The following is a 13844-nucleotide window of genomic DNA, read 5'->3' on the forward strand; positions in this document are numbered from 1 at the left end:
CCGCTTCTCGGTGGGAGGCGTCGCCGCAGCCGGATCTTGGAATGGCCAGTCCTTTGAAAACACGCAGGAGAAGGGGTCCGATTGCCGCAAGACTGCTGGCGGCGGATGCGTGGTTCGATTCCTCGCTCTACGAGACCGGCTTCAAGGCGCGCCGGTTCTGGGAAGCGGCCACCATTTTTTTCCGGCGCTTCCGCGTCTCCGGCTGGCGCCGCGGCATCATCGAACTGTTGAGTGAGGGCTTCACGCTCGGCGCCGGCGGCATCGTCGTCATGCTGGCGCTCGCCTTGCCGGCCTTCCAGGAAACCGCCGGCGACTGGCGTGCCCAGGGCGATTTCGCCATCACCTTCCTCGACCGCTACGGCAATGAGATCGGCCAGCGCGGCATCATCCAGCGCGATTCGGTGCCGGTCGACGAGATGCCCGACCAGGTCATCAAGGCGGTGCTGGCCACCGAGGATCGGCGTTTCTTCGATCACTACGGCATCGACGCGCTCGGCCTTTCGCGCGCGATCTTCGCGAATGTGCGGGCGAATTCCGTGGTGCAGGGCGGCTCGAGCATCACCCAGCAGTTGGCCAAGAACCTGTTCCTGACCAATGAACGGACGTTGGAGCGCAAGGTCAAGGAAGCCTTCCTGGCGCTGTGGCTCGAGGCCAATCTGTCGAAGAAGGAGATCCTGCAGCTCTATCTCGACCGCGTCTATATGGGCGGCGGCACGTTCGGCATCGAAGCGGCCGCCGATTTCTATTTCGGCAAAAGCGTCAAGGATGTGAACCTCGCCGAAGCGGCGATGCTGGCCGGCCTGTTCAAGGCACCGACCAAATACGCGCCGCACATCAACCTGCCTGCTGCCAGGGCGCGGGCCAATGTGGTGCTGTCGAATCTCGTCGAAGGCGGCTTCATGAGCGAGGGTCAGGTGCTGCAGGCGCGGCTGCATCCGGCTGAAATCGTCGACCGCGGCGAGCAGAAGAGCCCGGATTACTACCTCGACTGGGCATTCGAAGAGGTCAAGAAGATCGCCGCGAAGTCCGGCCAGCATTCGCTGGTCGCCCACACCACTTTCGACGCCAACATCCAGAAGGCGGCGGAAGAATCGATGGAGTTCCATCTCCGCCAGTTCGGCAAGGAATACAACGTCACCGAAGGCGCCATGGTCGTCATCGAAACCAATGGCGGAGTCAGGGCGATCGTCGGCGGCCGCGACTACGGTGCCAGCCAGTTCAACCGCGCCACCAAGGCGCTGCGCCAGAGCGGCTCATCGTTTAAACCCTACGTATACGCAACGGCGATGGAGCACGGCTTCACGCCGGACTCCGTCGTTTCCGGCGCGCCGATCTCCTGGGGTGCCTGGTCGCCGCACAATTACAATGACGGACGGGCCGGCAAGGTCACGCTGATCACGGCGATGGCCAAATCGGTCAACACCGTGCCGGTGCGGCTGGCCAAGAATCATCTCGGCATCAAGCCGATCAAGGCGATGGCGGAAGCCATGGGCGTCGAATCGCCGCTCGAATCGCACAAGACGATGGTGCTCGGCACATCGGGCATGACCGTGATGGACCAGGCGACAGGCTTTAGCGTGTTCGCCCAGAACGGCTTTGTCGGCTCCCGGCATGGCGTCACCCAGCTCGTCACCCGTACCGGCGAGGTGGTTTACGATTTCGCCAAGGATGCGCCGCCGCCCCGCCGTGTGCTCTCGGAGCAGGGGCTGAAATCCATGAACACCATGCTGGCGGCGGTGCCGGTGATGGGCACGGCGCGGCGCGCTGCGCTTCCCAATATCGTTTCGGCCGGCAAGACCGGCACAACGCAGTCTTACCGCGACGCCTGGTATGTCGGATTCACCGGCAACTACACGGCTGCCGTGTGGCTCGGCAATGACGACTTCACCCCGACCAACAACATGACCGGCGGCTCGCTGCCGGCGATGGTTTGGCAGCGGCTGATGGTCTATGCGCACCAGAATATCGACCTCAAGCCAATCCCCGGCCTCGATCATCCCTTCGTCGACGAAGAGATCGCCGCCAAGGCCGAGGAAGCGGAAAAGAAGAATGCCGAGCAGGCAGCGGCCGATACCGCCGCCGAGCGGCCGCCGGTGCTGTCCAGCCAGACGACGCGGGCGCTCAGGGACATCACCAGGCTGTTCCAGTCGGCACCCGTCCTCCAGGCGCCTGCGACACCGGAGACCCTGTCGGCGCTTTGATGCCGGCACGACGGGCCAGGCCATCCCTCGCGCCGCAATTCCACACAGGTCCGCTTGCCATGGCCCCCTGCCCCGCGATATCCCCGAGCGGCACTCCTCTTGCCCGCGGCTCTTCATGCTCAAGAACGCATTTCTGACGCTCCTCGCGCTTGCCATAGCCATCGGCGGCGGCGGCGGCAGCGTCTGGTACGCTCTCAAGACGCAGGATGGCATTGGCGCGATCAGGATCGGCCAATGGACGGCGTTTCCCGATATCGGCACGCAGACGGCGGATCCTTATTCGAAAGCCCGCGTGGCGCGCGAGGGTGTCCTTGCACTCGGGCAGGCAGAAGGCCTGTCGTTTATCGCCGAACGCGATTCCGATGGCGAACTATTGAAACGCCAATGCGCCTATGAAATCGAAGGCGGATTTCCCACAGCCCGGTTCTGGACCCTCTATGCCGCCGATCGGTCGCTCGGCGTGGTCGAGACCGGCAAGTCAAGGCTTGCGGCACTTCAGTCCTACCAGGTGCTGCGCCAGCCCGACAATTCCGTGCTTATTTCCGTCAACAACCGCCCCGCGCCCGGCAACTGGCTGCTTTCCGACGGCTTCGGCCGGATGTATCTCGTGCTGACATTCTACGACACGCCGATCGCCAGCAGCACGGGCCTTTCGGATGTCACGCTGCCGCAGATCGTGAAGGTCGGCTGCAATGCGTAGGCTGCTGCACGCGATCCTGCTCGGCCTGCTTGGCGCCGGCATCGTACACATCATCGTGCTGCTGCTCGCCCCGGAATTTTCCGAACGCAATGCCTGGTCGCGGCTGGCCATGGCCTCCAACCTTTATCGGATGACCAGGCTGGACGCTGAGGCCGGCGGTACGCCTGTGGTGAAATCGGTCGATCCGCTGTTTTATGCTGCGGCTTGCCGCTTCGATTTGTCCGATGGAATGGTTCGGGTGAAGGCACCGGGAAACGTCCCGTTCTGGTCCGTATCGGTCTATGACCGCAGCGGCCATAACATCTACTCCTTCAACGACCACAGTGCGACCGGAAGGGTTCTGGACAGTATCGTACTGACGCCGGCGCAGATGATCGAGATCCGCAAGGATCTCCCGGAGGAATTGCAAGGGGCAATCTTCGTCGAAGCGCCGATCGACGAAGGCATGTTCGTCATCCGCTCCTTCGTGCCCGACGACAGCTGGAAGCCGACCGTGTCGCGGTTTCTCGAGCAGAGTTCCTGCGAACTGCAGGACTACTGACGTCAACCGAAACATGCCGCCCGTTGCGGCCCATGCCTTGCGAGCCGCCGCGGCGCTCATTCAAGGAGATAGAGCGTCCTTTGCGCGCCCAACCGGGCGCGGCGAATCCATTCAGCCGCGACGCGCTTCAATGATGCGGAACAGGCAACGTCCCCGACGTCCCCGGCATCGTCCTTGACGAACCCGGCTTGTCCGGACCGGCGCCTGGCCGCGTCTCGCCCGTCAGTGGCGGTTGCTCGTAGCGGACGCCGGGGAAAATGATCACCGCCGCCGGCGTTCCGGTGTTTCGGTCTGCTCGATTGGTTGCCGCCGTTCGCGGCACGAAAGACAGTACCATGCCCATGGTTCATGCATTCCTCTCGGTTGCCCCGGAGCACAACGCAACGCCTCCAATCTGATTAAGGAGCCAGTAGGTTAACGGAACGCTAACGGATCGCCGCTAATTTGATCTTTGTTCTGAGGTCAGGAAGTCCTGACCCGTGGCAAATGCGAAACCGACACAGTCCCGGTCGAGCATGGTCAAGATTGTGTCGAGTGTCAGGCGTATCCTTCGTGTCATCTGCGGATTTCAGGCAAATCGCTATACGGGCTGAATCGGGAAAGGCCGAAAGGCTGTTCCGCGCCACGGTGTCGGCGTTCTGTTCGCTCACCCGCCCTTCGCGTCGGGAGATCGCGCAACTTGAGGGTCTGACGCTGCCGCTTTTCGCCGATGTGTCGGTCGAATCGCGCCGCTACGTCGCCGCCGCCCTTTCCGAATGCGAATATGCGCCCGCTGCGCTGGTCCGGCGGCTTTGCGAGGAGCCGGTCGGCGTTGCCGCGCCGCTGCTCATCCGCTCGCGCGCGCTCAGCGATATCGACCTCATCGCGCTGATCGGCCGCCATGGCCTGCCGCATGCGCGCGCCATTGCGCGCCGCAAGGATCTGAACCCGACCATCGCCCACCTGATCAGGGCGCTTGAAAAGCCGACGCTGGTGAGCGTGCGGCAGCCTGAGGCGAACGCCAAGACGGTGCCCGAAAGCGCCGAAGTCGTCGCCGATAGCAGCCAGCAGGTGTCCGGCGCCGCCGCCGAGACTGCACGGCGCCGGCTGCGGTCGATGATGCGTGATGCCGAAAGCGGCGGCGCGACGATCAATCCGTTCGCCGGCGCTAACACCTATGTCAAACTGCGCGAGACGGCGCTGACCGGCAATGCCGCATTCTTCCAGACAGCACTGGCCGACGCGCTCGGGATCGATTTTTCAACGGCGCGGTCGCTCACCGCGAACCAGAACTACACGTCGCTGCTGGCCGCCCTGCGCGCGCTCGATCTCGGCGAAGAGAGGGCGTTCCTGATCACCGCCGCCGTCTATCCCACAGAGTTCTCGCATCCGCAGGCCATCCGCATCTTCCTCGACCGCTATCGGCTGCTGCATCGCGACGCAGCACTGGACAGGCTACGCGGCTGGAAAGCCGAGACACTGTCGAAGGCCATTCGCAATGCCGGACCGATCGCGGCAAACGCCGACGTCCGCAAAGCGGACAGCGACAATGCTGCCACCGGCCCTAAAGCGCGTCGCGTTTGACCCGCCTCATGCGACGCTTTAGGCTGTTGTTTTTAAGCATGTCGTTATCGCAAAACCGCTGCAGCCCCTCGGGTCAGCCCGAGGGCATGCTTTTGCGCGACACGCTTTAGGCGCGTCGCGACTGAAAAAGAGATTCAAGCGAACGCTCTAAGCCTTTGTCTGCATATCGCTATTGCGACTTGACGGAAAGAAGCTCCTCGACGGGAACAGAGCCGGCCTCGATCTCGACCACCCAGATGTCGGGATCGAATTTCTTCTCCCTTTCCAGTCGCCCGTCAAAGACGGCGGCATCGTCGCCGGCGCCGAGCAAACTGAAGTAACGGTCGTCGGGTTTGGCTGAATCGTAGCTCGTCTGCGGCGCCGGGCCAAACAAGGCAATCTCGCCCATGCGGCCTCGCGCCAGCACGAAGACGGAACCGGCCTCGGTTGCGCCGCGCTTGACCACGGCGGCAAAGCCGCCGGCGCCAAAAACCCGGCGCAACAAGGCCGACACCCACAGATCGGTGGTTACGCGCATGGCAGCATTCTGGACAACATCGGACGGTACTTAGAGCGCTTTGCGTTTGGGTGAAACCAAAAACCGCCCGCCTCCGCTCATCAATTGGTCAGGCCGATCTCGCGCATCTTGACGTAGACGACCTCGTCGGGCTCGCCGGTCTCGGGCAGCCCGAACAGCGACTGAAACTCCTTGATCGCTGCCTTGGTGCGGGCCCCGACCACGCCATCGAGTTGCATGTCGTCATTGCCGAATGCCTTCAACCCGGCCTGGATCTTGATGATGCGGGCGTCGGGTGCCTGCGCCGACGCATCTGCCGGCGAAGCCGAGACGGGAATCGCGGCCATGTCGTCCGGACGGGGTGCCGGATGTGGCACGACCGTCGAGGCGGTTGGCATGGCGCCCAGTTGATCGAGCAGAATGCTGTCGATCTCGCCGGAAGCGTTGAGCCCGACCTTCTGCTGATAGGCTTGGATGGCCTTGCGCGTGTTGGGGCCGGAAATACCGTCGACGGTGCCGGAATAGAAATCGAGATCCTTCAATATGCCCTGGACCTGCTCGACGATCGGATCGCTCTTGATCGGGGCCGGTTCCGGCCGCACGATGTTGATGGTGGTTTCAGGCTCGTCGGCGCCGGCTCGAGGAAAGCCCTCCATGCTCCTGGTCGCAAAAAACGCGCCGGCATGAGGAAAAGGCTGATACCACAAAGCGTTCGCCGAGACGTAGAACAGCGTCACCAGGAAGGCGGTCGAACCGCCAACCAGAACCGGATTGCGTGAAATCTGGCTGCCGAGGGCGACCGCGCTGCGTTGGAAGGCATTGCCGCGGCGCTTGACCGCCTTAGGCTGTTTTGCGGAGCGAGCCATGCCTGTCCCCTTTCGTCTCCGCCTTGGCTGCAGGCATCGGCAGTACGCCGGGCTTGTCGTTCGAACGTCCTTTCGGTCCGTTCACCGGCAAGCTGATCGTGACCGTGGTGCCCTCCCCCGGCATGCTTTCGATCGACATCGTGCCCTCGTGAAGCGCCACCAGACCCTTCACCAGCGACAGGCCGAGCCCGGTCCCCTCGAAGCGGCGCGTATAGTCGTTCTGGATCTGCATGAACGGCTTGCCGAGATTGGCAAAGTCTTCCTCGGCGATGCCGATGCCGGTGTCCCTGACCCAGAAATGCAGTCGCGAGCCGATCCGCTTGGCGCCGACGACGACATCGCCGCCATCGGGCGTGAACTTGATAGCGTTGGAGACGAGGTTGATGAGTATCTGCTGCACGGCACGACGGTCGGCGTTAATCTCGCCTGCATCCGGCGCGATCTGGGCCTGTAGATCGATGCTCTTTGCGTCGGCCTGCAAGCGCATCATCGACTGGCACATTTCGACCGCTTCGACGAAACGGAATGGTTCCGGCTCGGTTGCGTAGGCGCCGGCCTCGATCCTCGATACGTCGAGTATCGAGGTGACGACGGCAAGCAGATGCTGGCCGGACTCCTTGACCAGGCCGACATATTCCTTCTGGCGCGGATCCTTGAAGGTGCCAAACATCTCATGCAGCAGCATGTCGGAAAAACCGATGATGGCGTTCAACGGCGTGCGCAGCTCGTGGCTGACGACCGCCAGAAACCGTCCCTTTGCCACTTCGGCAGACGCGGCCGCCTCTTTCGCAGCGGCAAGCTCTTCGCGCAAGCCGGCGAGTTCGTCGTTTTCGCGCAGGACGAACGTGAGGACGTCCTGCTGCTCTTCCCCGCGCGCCAATTCAAGCGAAAACGGCCGGTAATTGTCCGCCGTCGGGCCATTGCCGTTTTGCGGCAGCCGGACGCGAAGATCCAGCCGGCGCGCCGGCGCGCCATCGCGCATGTCGGCCAGCGCGCTGAGGTATGCGACGCGATCGGAAAGATGGATGCGGTCGAACAGGCCGGTGCCGAACAGCAGTTCCGGCTGCAGCTTCAGGATCGTGCGCGCCTTTGCCGACGCATCCAGAACCTCGCCATGCCGGCCGGCCCGCAGGACAACGGCGTCGATGATGTTCTCGAGCCGATCGTCGGTCGCCGGATCAAGCTGCGCGCCGGCCGCGCTGCCAAGCGCTGCGACGCGGGGAACGAGGGTGAGCGCCCAGGCCAGCGGCAGCAGCCAATGCCAGGCGGCGATTTCGGCCGGACCGAACGGGAAGACAGAACCGGCAAAAGCCTGCAGCAGGATAGCGACACATGCGGATAGGGCACCCCAGAGTGCAGCGCGACGAGACGCGCCGATCCACCAGGCTTCGAACGGCAGCGCCACGACAAGCATGGCGACCGGCGAGGCCATCCCGCCCGCCGCGGCAATGATACCGGCAAGAGCAAGACTGCCCATCACCAGGGCGACCTGGCCGGCGAACGCCATCTTGCCCGATGCCGCCACCAGCAAGGCAGCAAACCAGCAGAGGCCGAACGTCGCAAAGATCGCAGCCATGGTCACGGCCACGCCAATGCCCGAGGTGACCAGCGTGACTGCTGCGCCTGCGGCGAAGAACGGAGCGGCCAGCATGACACCGATAAACCGCCTCTGGCACCGGCGGTCGTTCTGTCCGAGGATCGACGGATGAACCATACGTTCGCAACCGGCTGCCATCGCGCCGGGCAACTCAACGTATCTGGCCCTTATCGAACTCAACTCAACGCACTCGCACCTGGTCGTGAACAGCCCTGCTTCGCAGTTGCTTTTGTCGATCTGAAACTCGCATCCAGCGTTTAAGGAATGGATAAGGCAGGACCGATCAATGCCCGGCCTGAGGCAGATATTGGGAGGCCGGCACGGGGCAAACCTTGGCAATTGCGGCCATAGTAAATGGAGCGTTATCCGGGCGAACCGCCCTCCCGCCTTTGACAGTCGCCCCCGGTAAGCCGTGCTTCTGGGAAATACATAAGGAAAACAGCTGGATAGATGGTTAAGCTTAAGTGAAGAAAATCGGCTGGATTTGAGACAAATCCATTGCAAAATGCTTCGTTTCGAATTTGCCTAAAATTTGAGGAAAATTTTCGCTGACCGGGCAAGCCGTCCTTTGCGCGTCCATGCCACTATCGTATCCATAAAGAGGTCATGTCGCATGAACGCATGATCCGGTCACGAATGAGGGCATACAGATGGGCTTTCTGATCAGAATGGCTTTCTGGTTTTCGCTGGTGCTTCTGGCGCTGCCGCTGAATGTCGGCTCCGACGAGACCGGCCACCAAAGCGTCGGGCCGATCCAGGCGTTGTTTGCGGCACGCGAAGCCGTCGGCGACATTGCCGGCATATGCGATCGCAAGCCCGACGTCTGCGAGACCGGCAAGTCCGCAATGCACACGATCACCGCCCGGGCCAAGGAGACAGCCAAGATCGCGGCCGCCATGTTGGACGACAAGACCGCCGAACCCGACACGGCGACAACGACCGGCAGCGTGCCCGAAGACATCGTGTTGCCGGCGAAAGTCGATTTGCCGGCGAAAAACTGAGATATTTTTCAGCGCATCTGTCACCGTCCGCAGGCCGTCCGCGCTAAAGCGCGTCGCATTTGACCGGCCTCACGCGACGCGCTTTTCCTCTTTTTCCGTGACGCGGCGCCGCCGGATGATTATATCCGGGCTATGACCACGACGATCCAAACGATCCGCGACGACTTCTCCCTGCTTGACGAGTGGGAAGACCGCTATCGCTATGTGATCGAACTGGGCGAGGCCCTACCGCCATTTCCCGACGAGGAACGCAAACCTGCCAACAAGGTGCCCGGCTGCGTCAGCCAGGTCTGGCTGACGACCCAATATGGTCCGGGGCCCGACCCAGTCGTCACCTTCGCCGGCGATTCGGACGCCCATATCGTGCGCGGTCTCGTCGCTATCATGCTGGCGCTGTTTTCCAGACGACCCGCCAGCGAGATCCAGAAAACCGATGCGGAAGCCACGCTGAAGGCACTTGGCCTCGACGAGCACCTGTCGCCGCAACGTGCCAATGGTCTTCGTTCCATGGTCAAGCGCATCAAGCGCGACGCAGAGGCGGCCTTGAAGCAGACCGCCTGATCAGACGAACAGCGCGCGATGGCCCGACATGATCGGAGCCGCACATGTTGCGACGCATATCGATTGCTCCAGCATCGCCCCAAGATCAAAACGGCGCCCGGAGGCGCCGTTGATCATCTAACCCAGGTTGGGAAGGGAGCCGGTATCAGCGCCCCTTGCGCTTGCGGCCGAGACCCATCTTCTTGGCGAGCTGTGAGCGGGCGGCAGCATAGTTGGGAGCAACCATCGGGTAGCTGGCGTCCAGGCCCCATTTTTCACGATACTCGTCGGGCGTCAGACCGTAGTGGGTCATCAAGTGACGCTTCAGCGACTTGAACTTCTTGCCGTCTTCAAGACAGACGATGTAGTCGTCATGGACGGAGCGTTTCGGGTTTACTGCCGGCTTCTGCTTGTCGGCAGGAGGCTGTTCACTGGCCCCGCCCACGCGCCCGAGGGCGGCATGGACATCGGCGATGAGGCTAGGCAGCTCGCCGACCGGCACCGGATTGTTGCTGACATAGGCGGCCACGACATCGGCCGTCAATTCGATCAGCGCATCACTATTTCTAGAAGGTGTTTCGATAATATCCATGGCTTCCTGGCCCCAACGTGAGTTGTTTCTACCTGCGCCCTATTTTTGATAGGTCGGGCATCGCGCGAAATTTTTGCAGGAAAGAGCCTCTGCGATTCGCGTCGCAGCATCCTAATGAGCCACTAAACCAAGTAAGTCAATTCGCTTCTTGCGCTGTATTCATCGATGGCAATAAAATATTCGACGATCAGCTTCAACCTTTCGTGCACTCTGTGACTTTGCGATATTTTCTGGGCAGACCAGCAGCGGCGGACGCCCAGTCAAGCTGCCGTTACATCCCATGAGAGCAGTAAAAAAATCTCAATGCTTGGCTATGCTTGGTTGTGGCGTAGGCTATCTGGTTGTTTTTAGAATCTACAAAACCATAGGTTGCGATTTGCTGTTGCAAGCAAGCCGGAAATCAGCACCGCGGACCGGCACCGATCCATCAATGTGGGGTGATGTATTTTCCGTAGACCCAGCCGGTGACGAAATTGCCGTTCTGGGCCGGATCGTGCCAGACTTCGCACCAGCGATAGCGGATCTTCTGTTCCTGCTTCCAAACCGGCTGTTTGCCGATGTCGAGCAGGTTTATGCCGCCGGTGCATCTCCCGGTCATCTGCAAAACAGCACCGTTGGGATAGGCGGCCTGCCTCTGGGACGATCCCGCCGGATACTTGCGCACGTTGAGCGTGTCGCCAAACGGAAGGTTGGTCACTTGCCAAGCTGCGAACACGGTTGCATGAGATTGGCCGATAAAGGCCAAGACTGTCGAAGCGACGGCGAAAGCCGCAGCAGCGTGAAAACGGAACTTCATTTTTCCCTCTCCTCCGGCTCATCTTTTGGAGCCCGACGCAAGCATATACTCCGGCTCTTGAACCTGCGCTGATCGGCGTGTTCATTCTTCATTCAAATAACTTCCACAGCGAGACGCAATGACCCGAACCCCAGCATTTCCGACTGCCAGCCCGCCGCAACCAGAGAAGCGACCGGTCTTCGATGTGCATCATGGAGTGACCCGGACGGACGACTATGCCTGGCTGAGAGCCGGCAATTGGCAAGAGATGTTCAGGGATCCGTCGCTGCTCGACGCCCAGATCCGCGCCCATCTCGAAGCCGAGAACGCCTATCAGGCAGCGCTCATGGCCGACACCGCCCAGGTGCGGAAGCAGCTCTTCAAGGAGATGAGGGGCCGCATCAAGGAAGACGATTCGTCCGTGCCGATGAAGGATGGACCGTACGCTTATGGGTCATCTTTCAAGCTTGGCGGCGAGCAGCCGCGTTATTTCCGCACGCCGCGCGACGGCGGCGACCAAGAGATCCTGCTCGACGGCGATCTCGAGGCCGAAGGCAAGGCCTATTTCCGCCTCGGCGGTGTCGACCATTCGACCGACCACCGCAAGCTTCTGTGGGCCTTCGATGATAAGGGTTCCGAATTCTACACGCTTCGCGTCCGCGATCTCGCCGACGGCAACGATCTGGCCGACAGGATTCCGGATACCGGTGGCGGCGGCGTGTGGGATGCCGGAAATGACGGATTTTTCTACACCCGCCTCGATCCCAACCACCGTCCTTCCAAGGTGCTGTTCCATGCCCTTGGCGACAGTCCTGAGAACGACCGGCTGATCTACGAAGAAACCGATCCAGGCTTCTTCATGAATGTCGGCGGCACACGCTCCAACGAGTGGATCATGCTTGGCATCAACGACCACGAGACCTCGGAATATCGCATCATGAGCGCCAGCGAGCCGTTCGCCGAACCGAAGCTGGTTGCCCCGCGCGAGACCGGCCTGCAATACGACCTCGAAGAAGGCGGCGATATCTTCTTCATTCTCACCAACGCCGACGGCGCCAAGGATTTCAAGATCATGACTGCGCCGGCGAGCGACCCGGTGCGCGCCAACTGGCAGGCGTTGGTGCCGCACGAAGCGGGCCGGCTGATCCTTTCGGTAATCGGTTTCAAGGACCACATGGTCAGGCTTGAACGCAAGGAAGGCCTGCCGCGCATCGTCGTGCATGACCGCAACAGCGGCGAGGAACATCTCATCTCCTTCGACGAGGAAGCCTTCTCGCTCGGCCTGTCGGGATCCTATGAATACGATACCGAGATCATGCGCTTTTCCTACTCATCCATGACAACGCCGGCGCAGGTCTTCGACTACAACATGCGGACCCGCGAGCGCGTGCTGCTGAAGACCCAGGAAGTTCCGTCCGGTCACGACCCGGACCACTACGTGACGCGGCGGCTGATGGCGCCCGCAGCCGACGGCGAACTGGTGCCGGTCTCGCTCATTCACCATCGCGACACGCCGCTCGACGGATCAGCGCCTTGCCTGCTTTACGGCTACGGCTCCTACGGCATCACGGTCCCGGCCGCCTTTAACACCAATTTGTTATCGCTGGTCGATCGCGGCTTCGTCTACGCGATTGCCCATGTCCGCGGCGGCAAGGAGAAGGGCTATGGCTGGTACGACGACGGCAAGCGGGCGCACAAAATGAACACGTTCACCGATTTCATCGCAGCCGCCCACCATCTCGTCGCCGAACGCTATACGCAACATGACCGCATCGTCGGTCAGGGCGGCTCGGCCGGCGGCCTGCTGATGGGCGCCGTCGCGAATATGGCGCCGGAATGCTTCGGCGGTATTGTCGCCGAGGTTCCGTTCGTCGACGTGCTCACCACCATGCTCGACGCGACCCTGCCGCTGACGCCACCGGAATGGCCCGAATGGGGCAATCCGATCGCCTCGGAGGAGGACTACCGAACGATCGCCGCCTACTCGCCCTATGACAATGTCGCCGCGCTCGACTATCCGCCGATCCTGGCGCTTGCCGGCCTCACCGACCCGCGTGTCACCTATTGGGAGCCGGCCAAGTGGGTGGCGCGGCTGCGCGACCGCAAGATCGGCGACAATCCGGTGCTGTTCAAGATCAACATGGACTCCGGTCATGCCGGTGCATCCGGCCGGTTTTCCCGGCTCGAGGAAATCGCCTTCACCTATGCGTTTGCGCTGAAGGTGGCGGGCAAGGCCGACCTTGCCACCACAGCGCCGCCGACCCTGTTGGACGCACAGACGGCGCTGTAGGAGCTTGATCTTGCGCACCATCCCCACCAGCGGAAAATCGATTCCGGGTCAGGTCAGGTCGATTTTCCGCTCGCGATTGCCATAGCTGCGCGCTACCCAACGCGCGGCTTTTCGCAGCCGCGCCACCCAAAAATCATCCAGTCACGCCAAGGGTCCGCCATGTTGCTCGTCGACGTCTATCTCGACAAATCGCCCATCCAGGGCATCGGTGTCTTTGCCAAGAACCACATTCCCCGCGGCACACTGGTCTGGAAGCTCCATCCCAATTACGACCGGCGCATCCCAGTCGAGGTCTATGAACGCGAAACCGGGCCGGTCAGAGCCTATCTCGATCGCTATTCCTATCCCGACCGGCGCGATCCAAACTTTGTCGTCTTCGAAGCCGACGACGCCCGCTACATGAATCATGCCGACGACCCGAATTGCGACGTCGCCTCGCCCGAGGAGACTTATGCACTGCGCGACATCGCGCCCGGCGAGGAAATGACCTGCAACTACAATCATTTCTTCGAGACCGGCTTCGATTTCCTCGGCGATCGTCACCCGTAAATCGGGAACGTGGAATGCATCGCGGGCAGGATTGACAACACCGGACCTTCAGCGCACCTTCCAAACAGGTGGATACAACCTGCTGCTTGCGCCCTCCGGGGTAAGGTGAATGTATCGAGCCACTTCAGGCTCC

General features: G+C 61.7%; 14 protein-coding genes. 8 read left to right on the plus strand and 6 right to left on the minus strand.

Annotated features, from left to right (window positions below):
• Positions 1-41 precede the first annotated feature (41 nt).
• The 3 genes from AC0L2C_RS10900 to AC0L2C_RS10910 all read left to right on the plus strand — a co-directional run bounded on the left by AC0L2C_RS10900 (position 42) and on the right by AC0L2C_RS10910 (position 3442).
• Positions 42-2201 carry a transglycosylase domain-containing protein gene (locus AC0L2C_RS10900; protein WP_473523346.1) on the plus strand — a complete coding sequence of 720 codons (2160 nt, stop codon included), beginning with the start codon at positions 42-44 and terminating at the stop codon, positions 2199-2201.
• A 115-nt stretch (positions 2202-2316) separates the two neighbouring features.
• Positions 2317-2901: a DUF1214 domain-containing protein gene (locus AC0L2C_RS10905; RefSeq protein ID WP_473523347.1), complete on the plus strand. Its 585-nt coding sequence runs from the start codon at positions 2317-2319 to the stop codon at positions 2899-2901.
• Positions 2894-3442, plus strand: coding sequence for a DUF1254 domain-containing protein (locus AC0L2C_RS10910; RefSeq protein ID WP_027152781.1), 549 nt, complete (start codon positions 2894-2896; stop codon positions 3440-3442). Before AC0L2C_RS10905 ends, AC0L2C_RS10910 begins: the two co-directional genes overlap by 8 nt.
• A gap of 127 nt (positions 3443-3569) precedes the next feature.
• Here the strand turns inward: AC0L2C_RS10910 and AC0L2C_RS10915 are convergent, their stop codons facing one another.
• Positions 3570-3785 (minus strand): hypothetical protein, encoded by a 216-nt coding sequence (locus AC0L2C_RS10915; RefSeq protein WP_077381994.1) that lies wholly within the window; start codon positions 3783-3785, stop codon positions 3570-3572.
• Between the two features lie 209 nt (positions 3786-3994).
• Here AC0L2C_RS10915 and AC0L2C_RS10920 point away from each other — a divergent pair, with 209 nt between their 5' ends.
• Positions 3995-5005: a hypothetical protein gene (locus AC0L2C_RS10920; protein ID WP_473523348.1), complete on the plus strand. Its 1011-nt coding sequence runs from the start codon at positions 3995-3997 to the stop codon at positions 5003-5005.
• Positions 5006-5174: 169 nt separating this feature from the next.
• Here the strand turns inward: AC0L2C_RS10920 and AC0L2C_RS10925 are convergent, their stop codons facing one another.
• The 3 genes from AC0L2C_RS10925 to AC0L2C_RS10935 form a co-directional block, all read right to left on the minus strand.
• Complete coding sequence (locus tag AC0L2C_RS10925) at positions 5175-5522, minus strand: DUF1491 family protein (RefSeq protein ID WP_473523349.1); 348 nt, start codon at positions 5520-5522, stop codon at positions 5175-5177.
• An 80-nt stretch (positions 5523-5602) separates the two neighbouring features.
• A complete protein-coding gene (locus AC0L2C_RS10930; RefSeq protein ID WP_128168043.1) occupies positions 5603-6367 on the minus strand; it encodes a peptidoglycan-binding domain-containing protein in 765 nt (254 codons plus the stop codon).
• Positions 6342-8081: an ATP-binding protein gene (locus AC0L2C_RS10935; RefSeq protein WP_473523350.1), complete on the minus strand. Its 1740-nt coding sequence runs from the start codon at positions 8079-8081 to the stop codon at positions 6342-6344. The genes AC0L2C_RS10930 and AC0L2C_RS10935 overlap by 26 nt, the downstream gene beginning before the upstream one ends.
• Before the next feature lie 533 nt (positions 8082-8614).
• Between AC0L2C_RS10935 and AC0L2C_RS10940 the strand changes: the two genes are divergently transcribed.
• Both AC0L2C_RS10940 and AC0L2C_RS10945 read left to right on the plus strand, forming a co-directional pair.
• Entirely contained in the window at positions 8615-8965 is a 351-nt protein-coding gene (locus AC0L2C_RS10940; protein WP_473523351.1) for a DUF5330 domain-containing protein, read from the plus strand.
• 132 nt (positions 8966-9097) lie between these two features.
• Positions 9098-9526 carry a SufE family protein gene (locus AC0L2C_RS10945; RefSeq protein ID WP_473523352.1) on the plus strand — a complete coding sequence of 143 codons (429 nt, stop codon included), beginning with the start codon at positions 9098-9100 and terminating at the stop codon, positions 9524-9526.
• Between the two features lie 145 nt (positions 9527-9671).
• Here the strand turns inward: AC0L2C_RS10945 and AC0L2C_RS10950 are convergent, their stop codons facing one another.
• Both AC0L2C_RS10950 and AC0L2C_RS10955 read right to left on the minus strand, forming a co-directional pair.
• Positions 9672-10097, minus strand: a complete 426-nt coding sequence (locus AC0L2C_RS10950) for a Ros/MucR family transcriptional regulator (protein WP_023800837.1) — start codon at positions 10095-10097, stop codon at positions 9672-9674.
• A gap of 427 nt (positions 10098-10524) precedes the next feature.
• Positions 10525-10893, minus strand: a complete 369-nt coding sequence (locus AC0L2C_RS10955) for an SH3 domain-containing protein (RefSeq protein ID WP_023800838.1) — start codon at positions 10891-10893, stop codon at positions 10525-10527.
• Between the two features lie 118 nt (positions 10894-11011).
• Here AC0L2C_RS10955 and AC0L2C_RS10960 point away from each other — a divergent pair, with 118 nt between their 5' ends.
• Both AC0L2C_RS10960 and AC0L2C_RS10965 read left to right on the plus strand, forming a co-directional pair.
• Positions 11012-13162, plus strand: coding sequence for a S9 family peptidase (locus AC0L2C_RS10960; protein WP_473523353.1), 2151 nt, complete (start codon positions 11012-11014; stop codon positions 13160-13162).
• A gap of 159 nt (positions 13163-13321) precedes the next feature.
• Entirely contained in the window at positions 13322-13711 is a 390-nt protein-coding gene (locus AC0L2C_RS10965) for an SET domain-containing protein (RefSeq protein WP_027152788.1), read from the plus strand.
• The last annotated feature ends 133 nt before the right edge of the window (positions 13712-13844 follow it).

The sequence above is a fragment of the Mesorhizobium sp. WSM4845 genome, assembly GCF_055811455.1.